Source organism: Streptomyces sp. Wb2n-11 (assembly GCF_001049855.1).
In the GTDB taxonomy this organism is placed as follows: domain Bacteria; phylum Actinomycetota; class Actinomycetes; order Streptomycetales; family Streptomycetaceae; genus Streptomyces; species Streptomyces altiplanensis.
In genome coordinates this window covers 3,656,273-3,675,979 of record NZ_CVPB01000001.1, presented here as the reverse complement: position 1 = coordinate 3,675,979, position 19,707 = coordinate 3,656,273, and the positions used below count along the sequence as shown (strand labels likewise).

The window sequence follows — 19,707 nt, the reverse complement described above, 5'->3', positions numbered from 1 at the left end:
AATGGCTACGACCACACCAGCCGGTGTGCGGGGCGGCCACGCCAGGCAGGGGTCCTCCCACTCCTCCGACGGCGCGCCGATGACTCACCGGCAGATCATGGAGGCCCTCACCGGTCTTCTGCTCGGCATGTTCGTCGCGATGCTGTCGTCGACGATCGTGTCCAACGCCCTCCCCGAGATCATCAGGGACCTCGACGGCACCCAGAGCGCGTACACCTGGGTCGTCACCGCGGCGCTCCTGTCCATGACGGTGACCACCCCGCTCTGGGGCAAGCTGGCGGACCTCTTCAGCAAGAAGCTGCTCGTCCAGGTGGCCCTGGTCATCTTCGTGATCGGCTCGGCGCTCGCCGGCATATCGCAGAACACCGGCACGCTCATCGCCTTCCGCGTGCTCCAGGGCGTCGGCACCGGTGGTCTGGTCGCGCTCTCGCAGATCGTGATCGCCGCGATGATCCCGCCGCGTGAGCGCGGCCGGTACGCCGGTTACATCGGCGCCACGTTCGCGGTCGCGACGGTCGGCGGTCCGCTGCTCGGCGGCGTCATCACCGACACCGACTGGCTGGGCTGGCGCTGGTGCTTCTACGTCGGTGTGCCGTTCGCGGCCATCGCACTGGTCCTCCTCCAGAAGACCCTCAAGCTTCCGGTCGTCAGGCGCAAGGTCAAGATCGACTGGCTCGGCGCCTTCTTCCTGGCCGCCTCCGTCTCCCTGCTGATGATCTGGGTGACCCTGGCGGGCGACAAGTACGACTGGATCTCGTGGCAGACGTACGCGATGGCCGGCGGATCCGTCGTGCTCGGCCTGATCTTCGTCCTCGTCGAGACGAAGGCCGCGGAGCCCCTGATCCCGCTGCGCTTCTTCCGCAACCGCACGATCGCGCTCACGTCCTTCGCGAGCCTCTTCGTCGGTGTCGCGATGTTCGGCTCGACCGTCTTCCTGAGCCAGTACTTCCAGCTCGCCCGGGACAAGTCGCCGACGATGTCCGGCGTCATGACGATCCCGATGATCGCCGGCCTCTTCGTCTCCTCGACGGTCTCCGGCCAGATCATCACCAGGACCGGCCGCTGGAAGGGCTTCCTGGTCGGCGGCGGTGTCGGCCTCGTGGCGGGCCTCGGCCTGCTCAGCACCATCACGTACGACACCGAGTACTGGCAGGTCGCCCTCTACATGGCGGTCCTCGGCCTCGGCCTCGGCATGATGATGCAGAACCTCGTCCTGGCCTCCCAGAACCAGGTCAAGCCGCACGAGCTCGGCGCGGCCAGCTCGCTGGTCACCTTCACCCGCACCCTCGGTGGCGCCATCGGCGTCTCCGCGCTCGGCGCGGTGCTCTCCAGCCGCATCACCCACTACGTCGAGGACGGCCTCGCCGCCCTCCACATCAAGCCGGGCGCGGCCGGCGACGGGAACACCATCCCGGACATGGACGCGCTGCCCGCGCCGATCAGGACCGTCATGGAGAGCGCCTACGGAGACGGGGTCGCCGACCTCTTCCTGTACGCCGCGCCCATCGCGCTGGTCGGTCTGGTCCTGGTCCTGTTCGTGAAGGAGGTCGCCTTGAAGTCGTCCAACGACGACGCGACGCAGTCGTCGCAGCCGGACGCGGAGCCGGTGTCCGCGGCGCCCGCCGACGTGACCACCGAGGACACCGGGGCCACCGGGGCCACCGCCCCGATCGTGACCGGCAGGACCCTGCACGGCACGGTCCGTACCGCCGAGGGAACGGCCGTACCGCACGCCGCGGTCACGCTGATCTCGCTCGCCGGACGGCAGCTCGGCCGCGCGGTCGCCCAGGAGGGCCGTTACGCGCTGGACGCCCCGGCGGCCGGTTCGTACGTCCTGATCGCCTCCGCCGACGGCTTCCAGCCGCAGGCGTCCACGGTGGTCGTGGGCGACGGGCCCGTCGCGTACGACATCCTCCTGTCCGGTACGAGCGGACTCGCCGGCACCGTGCGCACCGCGGACGGCGGCCTGCCCGTCGAGGACGCGATGGTCGTCGTGACCGACGTACGCGGCGACGTGCTCGCCACCGGCAGGTCGGCCGCACACGGCGACTTCGTCTTCGGCGAGCTGGTCCCCGGAACGGTGACCGTCGCGGTGAACGCGGCCGGCTTCCGGCCGGTGGCGCTGCCGGTGGAGATCGGCGGCCAGGGCGTCACCCGCGTCGAGGTCGCGCTCCAGTCCGGCGCGCTGGTCCGGGGCACGGTACGCGGCGGCGCCGCCCGGCGCCCGCTGGCCGACGCCCGGGTGACGCTGATGGACGCCGCCGGGAACGTGGTCGCCTCCTCCACCACCGGGGACGACGGGGCGTACGCCTTCGCCGACCTCGACTCGGGCGAGTACACGGTCGTCGCGACCGGCTACCCGCCGGTGGCCGGAGTGCTCACCGTCTCGGGCCGCGGCGTCGACGCCCACGACATCGAGCTCGCCCACCCGGGCGAGTAACCCAAGGCCCCCGGCCCGGGGCGCGTCCTTAGCGGAGGCGCGCCCCCCACGGCCGGTGTGGAAACGGGCCCCGGCAGCGGGCCCGACAGGCAGGGGACGGCCTGTCGGGCCCGGCCGGGGCCCACAGTCTTCAAGGAGAGGGAACGGGATGGGACTTCGCGCACAGGTACGGACCCGGGACGGCTGGGCCGTGCAGCACGCGGTGGTGACCGTGACCGACATGACGGGCACCCAGGTGATCCGGGCGGCCGCGGACGAGGAGGGGACGGCGAGGACCGAGACCCCTCTGCCCGCCGGTCCCTACACGGTGATCGTGACGGCCGCCGGCTACGCCCCCGCGGCGTCGACGGCGTTCGTCACGGCGAGCGGACGGGCGGACGCCGGAACGGTCGTACTGGCCCGCCAGGGCGGCGTGGAACTCCCGCCCCCCGGCACCTGGACGCTCGACCCGGCGCATTCCTCGGTGGCCGCGGTCGCGCAGCACCTGGGCATCTCCAGCGTGCACGGCCGCTTCACCGAGTTCGGCGGGCGCATCGAGATCGCCGAGGACCTGGAGAAGTCGCGCGTCGAGGCCGTCATCACGGCGGCCAGCATCGACACCGGCAACGGCATGCGGGACGGCCACCTGAAGTCGCCCGACTTCCTGGACGTGGCGCGGTTCTCCGAGATCCGGTACAGCAGCACGGGCCTGACCCCGGCGGGCCCCGACCGGTGGACCGTGCACGGCGAGCTGTCCCTGCACGGGGTGGCGCGCGCCGTCGACCTGAACCTCAGCTACCTGGGGACGGGCCCGGACCCGTGGGGCGGCGTACGGGCGGCCTTCCGCGCGACGGCCGAGCTGCGCCGCGACGACTTCGCCATGAACTACAACCAGGTCGTCCAGGCGGGCATCTCCGCGATCGGCGCGACGCTGCGGGTCGAACTCGACATGCAGGCGGTGCAGGGGGACCGGCTCCCGCAGGCATAGCGTCCGCGGAGCGCTGGCGGAGCGTTAGCGGGAGGCGCGGCCGGTGAAGGAGCCGGGCGAGGGCGGGCCGTCGCCCGCCTCGGACACCAGGGCGTAGCAGAGGTCCCGCAGCTTGACGTTCCGTCCCTGCGAGGCCCGGCGCAGTATGTTCAGCGCCACACCCGCCGTGCAGCGCCTGCGGGCCATGACGATGCCGATCGCCTGGTCGATGACCGAGCGCGAGAGCATCGCGGTCCGCAGGTCGTGCACCGTCTCCGCCTCCCGCTCGATGCGTTCGGCGACGGCGACCGCCCCGGCCGCCTGGGCGGACAGCTGCCGCGCCGTGTCCCGCTGGGTCCTGAAGGCGTGGGGCCGGCCGGAGTAGAGGTTGAGGGCGCCGAGGGCGTGGGAGTTCAGCGCCAGCGGAGTGGCCAGGACGGACCGTACGCCGTGCGCGGCGGCCGCCGCCGGGTACGGGCCCCAGCGCCGCTCCTGGAGCATGTCGGGTACGTAGTTCTCCTCGCCGTTCTCCATGCTGCACACGCAGGGCCCGGCCTCGGCCTCGTACTGCAGCAGATCCAGCCGGAGCGCTTCGCCGCTTTCGGCGGCGGCCGTCACCAGGCGGCCGCCCCGGCGCATCGTGATGCTGCACGCCTGTGCGCCGTCCATCGCGCGTACGGCGCGCCGCGTCACGTCCTGGAGGAAGGCGTGCAGGCCACGCCAGTCCGTGAACGCGTCGTGGAGCGAGGCGAAGTCGAAGCCGTCGGCCGGGGTGCTCCCCGTGCCCTCTGCGCTCCTTGCCGTATCCGTCATGCGTTTCCTGTGCCCGCGATCGCGCCGGTCACTCTGGGTGCTATTCCGTGGTCCTGACTTCGACGATGCGTGACGCGATGTCGCGGAGCTTCACATTGCCTTTCTGCGAGGCGCGCACGAGACGGTCGAAGGCCTGCGACGCGTCGATGTTCATGCGCCCCATGAGGATGCCGGTGGCCTGCCCGATCACGTCCCGTGTGTGCATGGCCTCGGAGAGCTGCTCCTGCACTTCGACGGAGTCCAGGGCGATGCCGAGGTGGGCCGAGAACAGCCGCCCGACGCGTACGGACTCGTCGTCGAAGGCGCTCGGCTTGCGTGAGTAGAGCGTCAGCACGCTGAATCTTCGCTGGTGGCCCCGGAGCCGGAGGAACAGGACGGAGCGCAGGCCGTTCTCGGCGAGCACCGGCCCGTGGCCGTCGCACGCGGCGATCTCCTCTATGCGGGCGACGGGGCTGGTCCACAGCTCCGGCCGGCCCATGGCGCAGCCCGCTCCGCATCCGGTGGCCGCGTCGAGGGTCCGTATCACCTCGTCGGTCCAGGCGACGGTACGGACGTCTCCGGCGCGTTCGACGAGGGAGATACCCGCGTGATCGGCGTCGGGCACGATCTCCCTGGCCAGTCGCACCCCGGCCCGTGCCGTCTCCGCATGTCCTTCGGCTTCGTACAGGGTGATCGCGGCAGCGGCCAACGACTCCGCCAACGAGACAGACTTCCCCATGGGGGAAGAACCGTAGGAAATCTCAGGAATGTCGAACGCAGACACCACGAACCTCTTCGGCGAGCATGACTGAAGGTGCGGCCATGCGCAGGAGAGCTCCGCAGCACATTCCCGACTGCGAGCAAAGGACGGATAGACTCTATCTCTATCCGCTTCTGTCCCACGACGAAGCATTCGTGGTGATGGCCGACCGCTCAGCGGGCCGTCATCACCTCGATGCCCGCGATCAGTGTCTCCAGCGCGAACTGGAAGTCGCGCTCGCGCATCTCCGCCACCGTGTCCCCGCCCCGCGCCTCCATCAGGTCCTTCGCGCTCTCGAACGTCTCGCGCAGCTGCGGCGCGGTGCTCATCGTGCCCATCGCCTGGGCGAAGAACTCGTCCTGGCTCATGCCCGCCGACGCGCACCGCTGCACGAAGTGGCCCTCGATCGTGCCGAACCCGTAGACGAACTGGAAGACCGCGGACAGGCCGCCCATCTGCCCGTGCGGCGGCAGTCCGGTCGCGCGCATCACGTCCTGGACGGCCCGGGAGAACGCCAGCGAGTGCGGCCCGATGTTGAGGAACGTGCCGATCAGCGGCGACACCCACACGTGCCGGACCAGCAACTCCCGGTAGCTGGTGGCCAGTGCGCGCAGCCGGTCCCGCCAGTCGCCGGTGTCCGCCGGGGGCGTGATCTCGCTGAAGACCGAGTCGAGGGCCAGCTCCAGCAGGTCGTCCTTGGTGTCGACGTACCAGTAGACGGACATGGCGGTGACGTTCAGCTCGGCGGCGAGCCGGCGCATGGAGAACTTCGCGAGTCCCTCGGCGTCGAGCAACCGCACCGACACCTCGGTGATCCGGTCCCGGTCGAGACCGGCCGGCTGGTCCGCCTTGCGGGTGCGTGGTGTCTTCCCCTCCAGCCAGACGCTGTTGCGGGCTGGGTTCCTGACGCGGTCGGCCGCGGACACCATGGACGCACACTCCTCGTTCTCCCGGCGGGGCGGGCAACGAACCGGAATGATCCGGTCCGCCTCCCGTTCCGATGCTAAGCCGCTGATGCTGCTCCGGATGAGTCTGCCCGCTCCGCACGGCGCAACAGCACCGCGCCGACCAGCTGGCTGGTCTCGACCCCCGAGGCGAAGGCGTCCGCGATACGGGCCCGCTCCTCCGCGCCGTCCGCCGCCGCCAGCGCCGCGGGCAGCGAGGCCGCGGCGGGAACGAGCGCGGCGAAGCGGGAGTTGAGCACCGCGCCCAGGACGGCCACGCCCGGGCCGTTGCCGAACTCGGCCGGCGTGCCGTTGACGCCCGCGCCCACACCGGCCTTCTCCGGCGGGATGGCGCTCATGATGGCGTTGGCCATGGCGGGCATCGCGAGCGAGATGCCCGCGCCCATCACGACCAGTCCGAGCAGCATTCCGCCGTGGCCGGACCCGGTGCCGCCGCCGAGTACCGCGATCGCGGCGAGACCGGCGGACAGCAGGGTCATGCCGGAGGCGATGGTCGCGCGGGCGGTGATCAACCGGGCGCTGGACCGGGCGAGTCCGGCGACCGGTGAGCCGACGCCGAAGAGCGCGAGGCCGGTGACGAGCATCTTCTTGCGGCCGTAGCGGTCGGCGGCGCTGCCGGCGGTGAGGAGGAGGCCCGACTGGACCAGGGAGTACGCGTTGATCATCCACTGGATGTCGGCGGTGGACGCGTCCGGTTCCTCGGTGAGGGAGGGGATCGCGACGTTCAGGACGGTGTTGTCGAGCAGCACGGTGAGCTGGGCGAGGCAGATGACACCGGGGATCAGCCAGCGCTGCGGGTGGCCTTGCGCGGTGGGGCGGTCGTCGCCGTCATGCGGGGGTCCCCTCGTACGGGTGCGGGGCGTTCGGCCTGTTCCCGTACACCGCACAAGGAGCCCCTGTACGCCGTATAACTATTTCCGCTCGGTCAGGTCGTAGAGGACCGTCCCGTCGACGGTGACCTTCGTGAAGTTCGCCTCCACCCATGTGGTGACGGCGGAGCCGCCGCCACCGGGACCTCCGCCGCTGCCGCTCGCGACGAAGTAGTGGATCTCGCCCTTCCGTACGTACGCCGTGAACTCGGCCAGGGTCGGGGAGGGATCACTGCCGTTGAAGCCGCCGATCGCCATCACCGGTTCCTCGGTGGCGAGTTGGTAGCTCGCGGCGTTCTGCGAGCCGATGGCGGCCGCGGCCCAGGTGTAGTCGTCGGCGCCGTCCCGGATCGTGGCCTCCACCTCGGAGCCGACGCTCTGCCCGTCGAGCAGTCCGCCCATGCCACCGCCCGCGCCGCTCTCGCGGGCCGTGCCGGGTCCTTCGGGGAAGCCGCCGGGCATCGCGCCGCCCTGCTGGCCACCGGGGCCGCCCGGCCGCCCCGCACCGGCACCGGCACCGGCACCGGCACCGGCACCGGCCGGAGGCTGCCCCGCACCGCCCGCCGGACGCTCGCCCCCGCCGAACCCGCCGCCGGGACCGCCCCGCGCCGAGGCCGGTCCCGCCGTGACGATGGATCCGGTGTGCGCGTCGGCGACCGTGGTCAGGGCGTACGCGCCCGGCCCCGCCAGCGCCGCCGCGAGACCCAGCCCCGCGGCCCCCAGCGCGGCTCTCCGGTCCACGCGCCCCGCGAGCGCCAGCCCGAGCGCGGCCACCAGACCGCAGACGAGCACGGCCCAGCGCAGCCACGGCAGGTAGTCGGAGGTGCGCCCCAGCAGGACGTACGCCCACAGGGAGGTCACCGCGGCCGTCGCGCCCAGCGTCGCCGCCGCCGCGAGCGAGCGGCGTTCCTCCCAGAGCACGGTCGCGCCCATGCCGATCAGGGCGGCGATGTACGGGGCCAGGGCCACCGTGTAGTACTCGTGGAAGATCCCGGCCATGAAGCTGAAGACGGCCGCGGTCGCCAGCAGCGAGCCGCCCCACGCGACGAACGCGGCCCGCGCCGTGTCCGTGCGCTTCGCCTTCCGGGTGACGACGATCCCCGCGACGAGCAGGATCAGCGCGGCGGGCAGCAGCCAGGAGATCTGGCCGCCGATGTCCGCACCGAACATCCGCCCGATGCCGCTCTCGCCCCAGCCGCCCCCTCGGCCTCCCCCGCCGCCGACGCTTCCGGTCTCCTCGCCGTTGATGCGGCCCAGGCCGTTGTAGCCGAAGGTCAGCTCCAGGAAGCTGTCGGTCTGCGAGCCGCCGACGTACGGACGCGAGGCCGCCGGCCACAGTTCGACGATCGCGACCCACCAGCCGCCCGCGACCACGGCCGCGAGCCCGGCGAGGGCGAGCCGGCCGAGGCGGCGGCGTACGGACGTGGGCGCGCACACGGCGTACAGCACGGCGAGCGGTGGCAGGATCAGGAACGCCTGGAGGGTCTTCGTCAGGAACGCGAAGCCGACCGCCGCCCCCGCCCACACCAGCCACTTCGCCCGCGCGTCCTCGAGGGCGCGGAGCACGCAGTACACGGTGACGGTCATCAGGAGCGCGAGCAGCGCGTCCGGGTTGTTGAACCGGAACATCAGCGCGGCGACGGGCGTGAGCGCGAGCACGGCGCCCGCGATCAGGCCGGCGGCGGGGGAGAAGCGGCGGCGTACGGCGGCGTACAGCACCGCGACCGTCCCCACCCCCATCAGCACCTCGGGGACGAGGATCTGCCACGAGCCGAGGCCGAAGAGCCGTACGGACAGGGCCATCGGCCACAGGGCGGCCGGGGGCTTGTCGACGGTGATGGAGTTCGCGGCGTCGGACGAGCCGAAGAAGAAGGCCTTCCAGCTCTCGCTGCCGGCCTGGACGGCGGCGGAGTAGAAGGAGTTGGCGTAGCCGGAGGCGCCGAGGTTCCAGAGGTAGAGCAGCGCGGTGGCGAGCAGCAGCGCGCACAGCGCGGGACGGGCCCAGCGGGGGTCGTCGCGTCGGTGTGTGGTCATCGGTCGGCCCTCTGGGGTGCGGTGCGGTCGGTGGGCCTGTCGGGGAAGACCCAGGCCCGGAAGAGCAGGAAGCGGAGCACGGTCGAGGCGAGGTTCGCCGCGACGAGCACGGCCAGTTCGGTGCCGTGGGAGGGGGCGTCCGAGGACGCGGCGGCGTCGAGGGCGGCGAGCGAGCCGCTGGTGAGGGCGAGCCCGATGCCGAACACGACGAGGCCCTGGGCCTGGTGGCGCAGGGCGCGGTCACGGCCCCGTACCCCGAAGGTGAGCCTCCGGTTGGCCGCCGTGTTGGCCACGGCCGACACGAGCAGCGCGAGCGCGTTGGCGGCCTGCGGCCCCGCCCCCGTACGGAAGGCGGAGTAGAGCGCCAGGTAGACCAGCGTGCTCAGTGCGCCCACGACGCAGAAACCGACCAGCTGGCGGGCGAGGCCGCCGGGGACGCCGCTGATCGCACGGTCGCGCGGGTCGTCGCCGAAGGGCCGCGCGAGCCGGTCCAGCGGCAGCGAGCCGACGGCGAGCGCGCGCCCGACGCGCCAGACGCCCTTGAGGTCGTCGACGGCCGTCCGCACGATGCGGACCGTGCTGTCGGGGTCGTCGACCCAGTCCACCGGCACCTCGTGGATGCGCAGTCCGGCGCGTTCGGCGAGCACGAGCATCTCGGTGTCGAAGAACCACCCGGTGTCCTCGACCATCGGCAGCAGCCGCTCGGCGACGTCGGCCCGTATCGCCTTGAACCCGCACTGCGCGTCGGAGAAGCGGGCGGCGAGGGAGGAACGGAGGATCAGGTTGTACGTACGCGAGACGAACTCGCGCTTCGGCCCGCGCACGACCCGCGAACCGCCCGCGAGCCGGGAGCCGATGGCGAGGTCGGAGTGGCCCGAGATCAGCGGGGCGACCAGCGGGAGCAGGGCCTTGAGGTCGGTGGAGAGGTCGACGTCCATGTAGGCGAGGACCGGCGCGTCGGAACGCTCCCAGACCGCGCGCAGGGCCCGCCCGCGCCCCTTCTGCTCCAGCCGTACGGAGGTCACGCCGGGCAGCACGCGCCCGAGCCGGGCGGCGATCCCGGGCGTGCGGTCGGTGCTCGCGTTGTCGGCGACGGTGATCCGGAATCCGTACGGGAACGTGCGGGCCAGGTGCTCGTGGAGGCGGAGCACGCACGCTTCGAGGTCCTTCTCCTCGTTGTGGACCGGTATGACGACGTCAAGCACGGGTACGGGGGCGCCGCCCGCTTCCCCGGCCGGGAGATGCTCCCTGGCCGGGAGGGCGCCCGCTGAAGTGTCGGTTCGCATGGCCCCGACCCTCGTGAACCGCCCTGTCAGGGCGGTGTGGCAGCCCTGTGACCCACCTGTGAGTCACGCCGGCGCGGCTTCCCGCGCTTCCCGCGCCGCGGCCGGAAGACGTACCGCGAAGACCGTGCGGCCCGGCGTGCTCTCCACCGTGACGCCGCCGCCGTGCGCGACCACCACGGCCCGCACGATCGCGAGGCCCAGGCCGGTCGACGCCGTCTCCCCCGCCGCCTCCGCGCGCCGCGCGCGGGACGCGTCCCCGCGGGCGAAGCGCTCGAAGACGTACGGGAGGAGGGCGGGAGCGATGCCGGGGCCGTCGTCCGCGACTTCCGTCACGACCCGGCCGTCCTCCAGGCGCACGCGGGCGGTGACGGTGGTCCCCGGCGGGGTGTGGGTGCGGGCGTTGGCCAGCAGGTTCACCAGGACCTGCTGGAGGCGGGCGGGATCGCCGCGTACGACGGCGGGCTCGTCCGGGAGCTCCAGCCGCCAGACGTGCCCCTGCCCGGCCACCCGCGCGTCGCTGACCGCGTCCACGACGAGCGGCGAGAGATCGGTGCGCTCGTACGACAGCGGGCGCGGGCGGCCGGCGTCCGGCCCCGCGTCCGGCCGCGCGTCCAGCCGCGCCAGCAGCAGCAGGTCCTCCACCAGGCCCGTCATCCGCGCCGCCTCCGACTCGATCCGCCCGAGGGCGTGCCGCGTGTCGGGCCCGGCCGTCTCCTGCCCGCGCCGGGTGAGCTCGGCGTACCCGCGGATCGAGGCGAGCGGCGTGCGCAGTTCGTGGCTCGCGTCCGCGACGAACTGCCGCACCCGCGTCTCGCTCTCCTGCCGCGCCGCCAGCGCCGAACCGACGTGCCCGAGCATCCGGTTGAGCGCCGCCCCGACCTGTCCGACCTCGGTCCGGGGATCGGCCTCCTGCCCGCGCACCCGCTCGTGGAGCGCCACCTCACCACTGTGCAGCGGAAGTTCGGACACCCGCGTCGCGGTCGCGGCGACCCGCCGCAGCGGACGCAGCGCGACGCCCACGATCGCCGTCCCCGCGAGCCCGGCGGCGACCAGCCCGGCGGCCGTGACGCACACCTCGACGACGATCAGCGTGCTGACGGTGTCCTGTACGCCGCCGAGCGGAAAGCCCAGCACCACGGACCCGTCGCGCGCCGAAGCGACCCGGTAGTCACCGAGCCCCGGAAGGGTCACCGTGTGCGGCGCGGCGTCCCGCTCCACCGAGCCCAGCGCCCGGGCCTGCGCGCCGGACAGCGCCTCCAGGTGCGCCTCGGGCCGCGCTCCCCGCGCCTCGGTGCTCTTCGCGCTCGCCGGCACGGTCCCGTCCGGGGCGACGAGCCCGCCGACGGTCCCCAGCGGCTGTCCGGGCGCCGCCACGAACCTCAGCTCCTGGCCGGCCTCCCCCGGAGGGACGCCTTCGGCCCGCCGCACGGACGACACCAGCCGGCCGTCGAGCTGGCTCTCCAGGTACGAGTGCAGGGCGATCGTCGTGACCGTCCCGATCACCGCCGCGACCACCGCGATCAGCGCGAGGGCCGACAGCACCAGCCGGCTGCGCAGGGACACCACTCACCCGCCCGGCTTGATCAGGTACCCCGCCCCGCGCCGGGTGTGGATCATCGGCGGGCGGCCGGCGTCGATCTTCCTCCTCAGGTACGAGATGTAGAGCTCGACGACGTTCGCCTTCCCCCCGAAGTCGTAGCTCCACACCCGGTCCAGGATCTGCGCCTTGCTGAGCACACGCCGCGGGTTGCGCATCAGGAAGCGCAGCAGCTCGAACTCGGTCGCGGTGAGATGGATCCCCTCGCCGCCCCGGGCCACTTCGTGGCTGTCCTCGTCGAGCGTCAGGTCCCCCACCGCCAGCAGCGACTCGTCGCGTACGGCCGCGGCCGCCGTCCCCGACCGGCGGATCAGCCCGCGCAGCCGCGCCACCACCTCCTCCAGGCTGAACGGCTTGGTGACGTAGTCGTCGCCGCCCGCCGTCAGCCCGGCGATCCGGTCCTCGACCGAGTCCCTGGCCGTCAGGAACAGCACGGGGACGTCCGGCAGTTCGCAGCGCATCCGCCCGAGGACGGCGAGGCCGTCCATGTCCGGCAGCATCACGTCCAGTACGACCGCGTCGGGCCGGAAGTCGCGCGCGGAGCGGACCGCGCCGGCGCCGTCACCGGCGCTGCGGACCTCCCACCCCTCGTATCGCAGTGCCATCGACAGCAGCTCGGCGAGCGGCGCCTCGTCGTCCACGACGAGCACCCGCACGGGCCCGCCACCGGGTCTGAGCATCTCGGTACGCATGGGCCCCAGCCTGGACGGCGCCTCTGAGAGCTTCCTTTCCCGTTCCTGTGAATCCCCTGAGAAACCTGAGAAACCCGCACCCCACTCATCCCCACCCGCCCGCGCACCCGCCCGCGCACCCGCCGTCAGAGCCCGAAGAGCCGCGCCGCGTTCCCGCGGCAGACGGCCCGCAGCCAGTCGTCCCCCAGCTCCAGCCGCTCCAGGGCCTCCAGCTGGTGCCCGTAGCCGTACGGGATGTTGGGGAAGTCCGTCCCCAACAGGATCCGGTCGCCCAGATCCGCGAGCCGCCCCAGCTCCCTCCCGGGAAAGGGCATCAGCCGCTCGGAGAAGTCGGTGAACGCCATGGTCGTGTCGAGCCGGACCTCCCCGTACCGCTCCGCCAGGGCGAGGAAGTCCCCGTACTCGGGCATCCCCATGTGCGCCACCACGAGCCGCAGCCGCGGATGCCGCGCCAGCAGCCGCCCGACCGGCCCGGGTCCGGTGTGCCTGCCGGGCACGGGCCCCGAGCCGCAGTGCGTCACCACCGGGATCCCGGCCTCCGCCAGGAGCCCCCACACGGGGTCGAGCAGCGCGTCGTTCGCGTCGTACGCCCCGACCTGGAGGTGGGACTTGAAGACCCGCGCCCCGCTCTCCACGGCCTGCCGCACGTACGCCGCGGCCCCCTCCTCCGGAAAAAACGTCGCCGTGCGCAGGCACTCGGGGGTCCGGGCCGCGAAATCCGCCGCCCAGCCGTTGAGCCAGACCGCCATCCCCGCCTTGTGCGGATAGAGCATCGAGGTGAAGTGCCGCACCCCGAACTCCCGCAGCAGCGCGACCCGTTCCTCCTCCTCGTGCCGGTAGGCGATGGGCCACTCCGTCCCGGTCAGCGGCCCGACGGCGTCGAAGTACGCCCACACCTTCCTGAGCACCCGTTCCGGCATGAAGTGCGTGTGCACGTCGACGATCCCCGGCAGCCCGAGCCGCTCCCAGAACCGCCGTACGCCCGCGGCCTCCCCCTCGGCCCCGGGCACGTCCCCACCGCGCACGCGGCGCGGTTCTTCCCCGTACCTCTCGTCCATGCCGGTCACCCTCCACCGCGGACGCCCCCACGGTCCACCCTCCCGGAGCAAGGGGCCCGGAGGAGATCCGCGCACCGCCCTCCCGGTCAGAAGAGCCCGCCCTGCACACCCCGCTCCGCGCTTCTGACCGGCACGCTCACACCCGCCGCCCCGCTCCGGTCGCCGGCCAGCTCCCACCCGCTCATCAGCCGGGTGTCGAGCACCACCACCCCGCCGTCCGCCGTCCCCAGATGCAGATCGGGCCCGGCCGCGGCCAGCAGCCTCCCCGCGACCACCCCGCCCGGGGTCAGTTCGGTCACCGCGCCGGTCATCGGCCGCAGCCCCTCCAGCCCGAAGACCCCGGCATGGTCCACCACCTCGAACGGCGCCCGCTCCAGCGACTCCGGCCAGCCCGCGAGCACCCCGGCCCGCCGGTGCAGTTCCTCGATCTCCCGCGCCCGCTCCGCCCTCCCGGGCAACGAGGTCCGCACGGCCCGCTTCTCCTTGTACGGAATCCGGTCCGGCACCCCCAGCGCCGCCCGCAGCAGCTCCTCGGTCCGCCGCGCCGCCATCAGCGGCCCGCGCCCCAGCCAACTGAACGCCACCGCCCCCTGCTCCAGCAGCCGCGCGGACCCGCGCTCGTCCGCCGTGATCCCGACCTTGACCATCCCGGGGCCGAACCAGGCCAGGTAGACGGCGTACGGCCGCGGATCGTCCGCCATCGTGTCCGCCGCCACCGACCGCGACCGGTCCAGCCGCGCGCACTCGGGGCACTGCCCGCCGCTGCTCCGCCCCGGCACCACGGCGTGCAGCGGGCACCCGCCCCGGCGCGCCCCGACGCACAGGCGCTCCGCACCCGTCACCCGGAACGCGATGTCACTCCCGTACGCCGGCTCACTGACCCGTTCGGCCCGCCCCCGGCCCCCGCTCCCGCTCGGCCCGTGCCCGTACGCGTACCAGGCGAGCACCGGCCGCCCCGCTGTCCACCGCAGCCCACCGCACAGCCAGCTCATACCCGGAGGCTAACGGCGTCCTCCGGAACGCAAAAAACCGGAGGCCCTGACGATTTCTCGTCAGGGCCTCCGGCCTGTTGTGCACTCGGCAGGATTCGAACCTGCAACCTTCTGATCCGTAGTCAGATGCTCTATCCGTTAAGCTACGAGTGCTTGGCGTCCTGGGCTTTTCTGCCCCGTCGGCGTTGCGAGAACAACATTACATGACCTGCGCCGTGACGCGAAATCCATTCCCCGTAGCCCTGCTGAGCTGCGAAAACAGTCCTCGGACAGCCTTGGAACGACCGAAGCCCCGGTCCAGGGACCGGGGCTTCGGTGATCAAGCGCGGAGGCGGAGGGATTTGAACCCTCGATGGGCTTTAAGACCCAAACCGCATTAGCAGTGCGGCGCCATAGACCGGACTAGGCGACGCCTCCAGCACACTCTCGCCTGCGCGAGTGGGTGCGTGCAGATGATGACACAGCCTTGCGGGGTGTCACCAATCGCTGCCCACGGTACTAGGCCGGTGGGCCACAGAGCAAAGTCTTGGCGGTTGCGCAACGCCGCGGGCCGCGGAGCGTTAGAGAGTGCGGGGCACCCGGCCCCGCTTTTCCTCGTTCCAGGAGTCTCCATGCTGCGTCGCCTCGCCCTCACCGCCGCCGCGTCCGCCGCCGTACTGTCCGCCGCCCTCCCCGGCGCCTCCGCCGCGGCCGTGCCCATCCCGCTGCCGTCACTCCAGGACATGATCCCGGTGACGGACGCTCCGCGGGGCCCGCAGGACCGGCTCACCGTGACGACGGCCGGGACGGGCAACCGGGCCGCCAACGGGACGTACGAACTGCGCTGCGGGCCCGCCGGCGGCACGCACCCCGACGCGCGCTCCGCGTGCGACCGGCTCGACGAGCTGGCCAGGCAGGGCGACCCCTTCGCGCCCGTGCCGCAGAACCGGATGTGCACCCACCAGCACGGCGGCCCCGCCACGGCCCGGATCACCGGAACGTGGGACGGGCAGCGCGTCGACGCGAGCTTCAATCAGGGCAATGGCTGCGAAATCGCCCGCTGGCGCGACATGGAGCCGGTGCTTCCCAGCGTGCGTTCCTAGTCCGCCCCCGCTCCGCCTCCAGCAGTGCCACGGGGCGCTCGCACCTGGTCAGGGCGTACGCCATGACGTCCGATGTGCCCGCAAGCGCACACAACCTTGGTGAGAGCTCCCCCTCATCCGCCGTCGCGCGCCCACCGCCTGCCTTTAGACTCCCTCCAGTGACAGCTTGCGGCCCGAGGGTCAAAATGAGGCCGGTTGTCGGCAAGGTGCAGTAGTTCAGGGAGGAACCGTCGACGTGAGCAGCAGGCCATCCCGAGGCGCTGCTCGCCTCGCAGCGATACTCGACGCCCTCCCTGACGGGCTGTTGCTCGTCAACTGCAACGGCACCGTCGTCAACGCCAACACCATCGCCCTGGAGACGTTCGAGTCGCCGGGCACCGGGCTCGTCGGGCGCGGGCTGCTGGACCTGCTGCCCTCCTTCGACTCGAAGCTGATCCCGGGATCGATGCGGCGGGCCGACGGCGCGGACGACCGGGGACGTACGAAGCCGACCCGGATGATCGCGCGGCGCACGGACGGGACGGAGTTCCCGGTCGAGGTGACCAGCGCGAACCTGGAGGACGGCCGGGACGCGTACGCCTCCCACACCGAGCGCCCCGGCTACACCGGCGACGAGCTGCTGATGCTCGTCGTGCGCGACCTGTCGGGGACCGTCGACACCGAGGCGGAGCTGGCGCGTTCGCAGCGCCAGACCGAGATGATCCTGCGGGCCGCGTCCGAGGGCGTCGTCGGGACCGACACCGACGGGCGCGTGGTGCTGGTCAACCCGGCCGCCGCGCAGATGCTCGGCTACCGCGCGAGCGATCTCGGCGGCAAGGAGCTGCACACCCTCGCGATCCACTCGCGCGCCGACGGCAGCCCCTTCCCGTACGACGAGTCACCGCTCGCGGACACGCTCAAGTCCGGGCGCAAGCACCGGGTGCGCGGGCAGGTCCTGTGGGCGAAAAACGGCAAGCCGGTGTCGGTCGACCTGACGACCGCCCCCGTGCGGGACGGCGACCAGCTGGTCGGCGCGGTGATGACCTTCACCGACCGCCGGCCGTACGACGAACTGGTCGAGAAGCAGGCCGAGGTGCTCGACCGCGAGAACCGGCGGTACGAGGAGATGGCCGCGCGCCACGCCCAGCTGACCGCCGTACTGGGCGACTCGCTGCGCGGGCCGCTGGAGGAGCTGCGGGGCGAGCTGGGGACGCTGGCGTCCGACCCCGCCGGGCAGCTGTGGCCCGAGGCGAACCAGATCCTGCATCACCTGGCCGCCGGTTACGCCCGGATGACGACCCTCGTCGACAACGTGCTGGGCTTCCAGCGCCTCGCGGAGGGCATGGAGCAGCTGGACAAGAAGAAGGTCCTGCTCGACGGCGTGGTGGCGGCCGGTGTCGAGGGCGCGGTCGAGCTGATCGGGCCCGGGCGCGCGCAGTTCGCGGTGCACGCGCCGCCGATCGAGGCCGAGGTGGACGCCGGGCGGCTGGCGACGGCGCTCGCGCACCTGGTCGCCGACGTGGCCGGGATCGACTCGACGGGCAACGCCCCGGCGGCGGCCGCCGGCGGCGGGCACACGGACTCGACGATCGTGGTCGCGGCGGCGCAGCGCGGCGAGGTCGTACGCATCGAGGTGCGCGGCCCGTACGCCGGGGGAGACCCGGTGCACGAGCCGATCGTGCGCGGCATCGTGGCAGCGCACGACGGTGTGCTGCAGACGCATGAGGTGCCCGGTAGGGGCGGAAGCGCGTACGTACTGGAGGTGCCGCTCGGCGCGGGTGCGGGGGCGGCGGCGGTCCCGGCGCGGGGCAAGGCGGCCGTGGCCGCTCCCGACCCGGTGCCGGTGCCGGCGCAGCAGTCGGCTCCCACGGACGGGGCCGGGCGGCGGGCACGGCGGGCGTCCACGGACGCCTTCCTGGAACTGGAGAGCAAGAGCACGGCGGCCGAGCCGGCCGAGGCGGACGCCGACGGCGAGGCGGTGGCGCCCACCGGGCGGCGCCGGGCGCGGCGCGGCGGTCCGGGCGAGGCCGGCGCCGCCGGTCCGCAGGAACGTATTCCGGCGCAGGCCACGGGGGACGGCGGCCCGGGCGTCCCGGCCCTCGGTCCGGGGTCCGGCGGCACGGGGCGCAGGCGCGGGCGGCCGAGTCCGGTCGAGGGGCGCCCGGGCGGGGACGGTCGCGGCGCAGAACCGCGTGCCGCGCTGCCCGCCGCCGGTCCTTCCGGGGCTTCCGGCACTCCCGGCGCCGTCTCGGAGGGCTCCGTCGTGACGGCCTCCGAAGGGGCGCACGGAACCGGGCGCGCGGCGCGCGGGGAGACGGTGCCGCCCCAGGGGGTGCCCGTCGACGTACCGGGAACGGCGGGGCAGCGCGCGCTGCGCGGCGGGGGCGGGTCGCACGAGACCGCTCTTCCCGCGCTGTCCGCCGCGCCGCCCGCCGGGGGCGAGTCCCCGCAGCAGTCCTCCGGGCGGCGTGCGCGCAGGGCGCTCGCGCCGGCGCAGGAGCGGTCCCCCGAGGCTCCCCGCAGCGCGTTCGCGCTGCCGCCGGCCGACGCCGACCGCGTGCGGCCGACGGCGGGCGAGGCGGACACCTCGCTGCCGGGGCGCCACGACGCCGTACGCACCGCTCCGGACGCGGACCGCACCCCGCCGCAGCCGCACCCCGCCCCGGCGCCCACGGGACGGCGCAGGGCGCGCAGGGACGTTGAGCCGGGACAGCCCGACTGGGCGGTGGGCGGGACTCCCCCGGGACACGGAACGGCCATGCCCTCCCCGAGTGACGCGGGAGAGCAGCGGACGAAGGCGGGGGCAGGGGAAGGGTCTTCGGCTCCGGACGCCCGCGGCTCCACCCACGACGCCGCGCGGACCGGTGACGCCGCCTCCGTGCCCCCGGGCTGGTCCTCCGCTGCCGGCGGGACCACCGCCACGGCCACCGGTACGACCCAGACCTGGCCCGCCCGCGACTTCGCGGCAGGGGTGAGCGAGGACGATGCCGAGCAGCACGGGGGCGGCCCGAACGCCGCCGCTCCCGCCCCGGACCCCGCCGCCGGGCCCCAGCCGCCGCGTACCGCGCAGCCGTTGCCGCCCGCCCAGCCCGTGCCCGCCGACTCCTCGCAGGGCCGCGCGTTCAGCGTGCGCACCCTCGGCCAGGGCATGCCGTTCGCGCAGCAGATCGCCCAGCAGCAGAACGAGACCCTGGGTTCGGGGCGCCGCCGCAAGCTCGCCGCCGTGCGCACCGAGGCGGAGCAGCCCGCGCCCGCCGAGGGCACCGAGGCCCCGGACGCCGAGGCCGCCGCCCGCCCGCACCCGCACTCCCAGGGCCCGCTCCAGCACCGGCTGCCGGCCCAGGCCGAGGGGCGCGCGTACGCCATAGGCGCACCCGACGAGGGCTCCGAGGGGCCCGAACCGCTGGACGGCCCCAACGGCGCCGTGGAGGTGGCCAACCGGCCCCAGCCGCAGCCCGTCGACGACGAGCTGCCCCCGGAGCCGCTCGACAACCCGCGCCGCCTGCTGGTGTGGCCGGCCCCGGACGCCTCGACGCAGCAGGCGCTGAGCGACCGCGGCTACCGCCCGGTGATCGTGCACTCCCGCGAGGAGGTCGACGCGCAGATAGCGGCCTTCCCTGCCGCGCTGTTCATCGACCCGCTGACCGGGCCGATCACGCGTACCGCGCTCCAGTCGCTGCGCCAGGCCGCCGTCGCCGCCGAGGTCCCCGTCCTGGTGACGGCCGGGCTCGGGCAGGCGACGCGTGAGGCGGCGTACGGCGCGGACCCCGCCGTACTGCTGAAGGCGCTCGCGCCGCGCGACAGCGAGCAGCACCCGTCGCGCGTCCTGCTGATCGACGAGCACGAGGAGATCGCGCTCGCGCTCACGGAGACGCTGGAGCGGCGCGGCCTGCAGGTGGCGCGCGCCGCGACGGACACCGAGGCGGTCGCGCTGGCGACGCAGATGCGGCCGAACCTGGTGGTGATGGACCTGATGCAGGTACGCCGCCGCCGGGCCGGAATCGTGGACTGGCTGCGCGCGAACGGGCAGTTGAACCGCACTCCGCTGGTCGTCTACACCTCGGCCGGACTCGACGAGGGCGAACTGCACCGGCTCGCCTCGGGGGAGACGGTGCTCTTCCTCGCGGAGCGCTCGACCAGCGGTGAGGTGCAGGGCCGGATCGTGGACCTGCTCGCGAAGATCGGCACCAACTGAGCCGTGGCCGGCACGGACTG

At 73.5% G+C, this 19,707-nt stretch carries 14 protein-coding genes and 2 tRNA genes; 4 read left to right on the top strand and 12 right to left on the bottom strand.

Annotation, left to right across the window (positions count from 1 at the left end):
- The first annotated feature begins 1 nt into the window (after position 1).
- Together BN1555_RS16705 and BN1555_RS16700 are read left to right on the top strand one after the other, a co-directional pair.
- Positions 2-2,440: an MFS transporter gene (locus tag BN1555_RS16705; RefSeq protein WP_093800144.1), complete on the top strand. Its 2,439-nt coding sequence runs from the start codon at positions 2-4 to the stop codon at positions 2,438-2,440.
- Positions 2,441-2,588: 148 nt separating this feature from the next.
- Positions 2,589-3,407 carry a YceI family protein gene (locus BN1555_RS16700; RefSeq protein WP_093800143.1) on the top strand — a complete coding sequence of 273 codons (819 nt, stop codon included), beginning with the start codon at positions 2,589-2,591 and terminating at the stop codon, positions 3,405-3,407.
- A 24-nt stretch (positions 3,408-3,431) separates the two neighbouring features.
- Here BN1555_RS16700 and BN1555_RS16695 read toward each other — a convergent pair whose 3' ends face one another.
- The 12 genes from BN1555_RS16695 to BN1555_RS16640 form a co-directional block, all read right to left on the bottom strand.
- Complete coding sequence (locus BN1555_RS16695) at positions 3,432-4,199, bottom strand: GAF and ANTAR domain-containing protein (RefSeq protein WP_093800142.1); 768 nt, start codon at positions 4,197-4,199, stop codon at positions 3,432-3,434.
- A 40-nt stretch (positions 4,200-4,239) separates the two neighbouring features.
- Complete coding sequence (locus BN1555_RS16690; protein ID WP_093800141.1) at positions 4,240-4,917, bottom strand: GAF and ANTAR domain-containing protein; 678 nt, start codon at positions 4,915-4,917, stop codon at positions 4,240-4,242.
- 194 nt (positions 4,918-5,111) lie between these two features.
- Positions 5,112-5,867 carry a TetR/AcrR family transcriptional regulator gene (locus BN1555_RS16685; protein WP_093800140.1) on the bottom strand — a complete coding sequence of 252 codons (756 nt, stop codon included), beginning with the start codon at positions 5,865-5,867 and terminating at the stop codon, positions 5,112-5,114.
- Positions 5,868-5,941: 74 nt separating this feature from the next.
- Entirely contained in the window at positions 5,942-6,688 is a 747-nt protein-coding gene (locus BN1555_RS16680; RefSeq protein WP_255306425.1) for an MFS transporter, read from the bottom strand.
- A 126-nt stretch (positions 6,689-6,814) separates the two neighbouring features.
- A complete protein-coding gene (locus BN1555_RS16675) occupies positions 6,815-8,806 on the bottom strand; it encodes an ArnT family glycosyltransferase (protein WP_093800138.1) in 1,992 nt (663 codons plus the stop codon).
- On the bottom strand, positions 8,803-10,092 hold the full coding sequence (locus tag BN1555_RS16670; RefSeq protein ID WP_093800137.1) for a bifunctional glycosyltransferase family 2/GtrA family protein: 1,290 nt from the start codon (positions 10,090-10,092) through the stop codon (positions 8,803-8,805). Before BN1555_RS16670 ends, BN1555_RS16675 begins: the two co-directional genes overlap by 4 nt.
- A 63-nt stretch (positions 10,093-10,155) precedes the next feature.
- Positions 10,156-11,655: a sensor histidine kinase gene (locus BN1555_RS16665; RefSeq protein ID WP_255306056.1), complete on the bottom strand. Its 1,500-nt coding sequence runs from the start codon at positions 11,653-11,655 to the stop codon at positions 10,156-10,158.
- Positions 11,656-11,658: 3 nt separating this feature from the next.
- Positions 11,659-12,381, bottom strand: a complete 723-nt coding sequence (locus tag BN1555_RS16660; RefSeq protein WP_093800136.1) for a response regulator transcription factor — start codon at positions 12,379-12,381, stop codon at positions 11,659-11,661.
- A gap of 125 nt (positions 12,382-12,506) precedes the next feature.
- Complete coding sequence (locus BN1555_RS16655) at positions 12,507-13,439, bottom strand: amidohydrolase family protein (RefSeq protein WP_093800135.1); 933 nt, start codon at positions 13,437-13,439, stop codon at positions 12,507-12,509.
- Positions 13,440-13,525: 86 nt separating this feature from the next.
- On the bottom strand, positions 13,526-14,431 hold the full coding sequence (locus BN1555_RS16650) for a DUF2797 domain-containing protein (protein WP_093800134.1): 906 nt from the start codon (positions 14,429-14,431) through the stop codon (positions 13,526-13,528).
- 80 nt (positions 14,432-14,511) lie between these two features.
- Positions 14,512-14,584: transfer RNA gene (locus BN1555_RS16645), tRNA-Arg, on the bottom strand.
- Between the two features lie 173 nt (positions 14,585-14,757).
- Positions 14,758-14,848 (bottom strand) — tRNA-Ser (locus BN1555_RS16640).
- Between the two features lie 194 nt (positions 14,849-15,042).
- Between BN1555_RS16640 and BN1555_RS16635 the strand changes: the two genes are divergently transcribed.
- Entirely contained in the window at positions 15,043-15,513 is a 471-nt protein-coding gene (locus tag BN1555_RS16635) for an SSI family serine proteinase inhibitor (protein ID WP_093800133.1), read from the top strand.
- Positions 15,514-15,748: 235 nt separating this feature from the next.
- On the top strand, positions 15,749-19,687 hold the full coding sequence (locus tag BN1555_RS16630; protein ID WP_093800132.1) for a hybrid sensor histidine kinase/response regulator: 3,939 nt from the start codon (positions 15,749-15,751) through the stop codon (positions 19,685-19,687).
- Positions 19,688-19,707 lie beyond the last annotated feature (20 nt).

Excerpts from the sequence above, each read along its gene's own strand:
- BN1555_RS16670 (WP_093800137.1), bottom strand. The coding sequence starts at position 10,092 with ATGCGAACCGACACTTCAGCGGGCGCCCTCCCGGCCAGGGAGCATCTC.
- BN1555_RS16650 (WP_093800134.1), bottom strand. The coding sequence starts at position 14,431 with ATGAGCTGGCTGTGCGGTGGGCTGCGGTGGACAGCGGGGCGGCCGGTG.
- BN1555_RS16655 (WP_093800135.1), bottom strand. The coding sequence starts at position 13,439 with ATGGACGAGAGGTACGGGGAAGAACCGCGCCGCGTGCGCGGTGGGGAC.
- BN1555_RS16690 (WP_093800141.1), bottom strand. The coding sequence starts at position 4,917 with ATGGGGAAGTCTGTCTCGTTGGCGGAGTCGTTGGCCGCTGCCGCGATC.
- BN1555_RS16705 (WP_093800144.1), top strand. The coding sequence starts at position 2 with ATGGCTACGACCACACCAGCCGGTGTGCGGGGCGGCCACGCCAGGCAG.
- BN1555_RS16635 (WP_093800133.1), top strand. The coding sequence starts at position 15,043 with ATGCTGCGTCGCCTCGCCCTCACCGCCGCCGCGTCCGCCGCCGTACTG.
- BN1555_RS16660 (WP_093800136.1), bottom strand. The coding sequence starts at position 12,381 with ATGCGTACCGAGATGCTCAGACCCGGTGGCGGGCCCGTGCGGGTGCTC.
- BN1555_RS16675 (WP_093800138.1), bottom strand. The coding sequence starts at position 8,806 with ATGACCACACACCGACGCGACGACCCCCGCTGGGCCCGTCCCGCGCTG.
- BN1555_RS16685 (WP_093800140.1), bottom strand. The coding sequence starts at position 5,867 with ATGGTGTCCGCGGCCGACCGCGTCAGGAACCCAGCCCGCAACAGCGTC.
- BN1555_RS16700 (WP_093800143.1), top strand. The coding sequence starts at position 2,589 with ATGGGACTTCGCGCACAGGTACGGACCCGGGACGGCTGGGCCGTGCAG.
- BN1555_RS16695 (WP_093800142.1), bottom strand. The coding sequence starts at position 4,199 with ATGACGGATACGGCAAGGAGCGCAGAGGGCACGGGGAGCACCCCGGCC.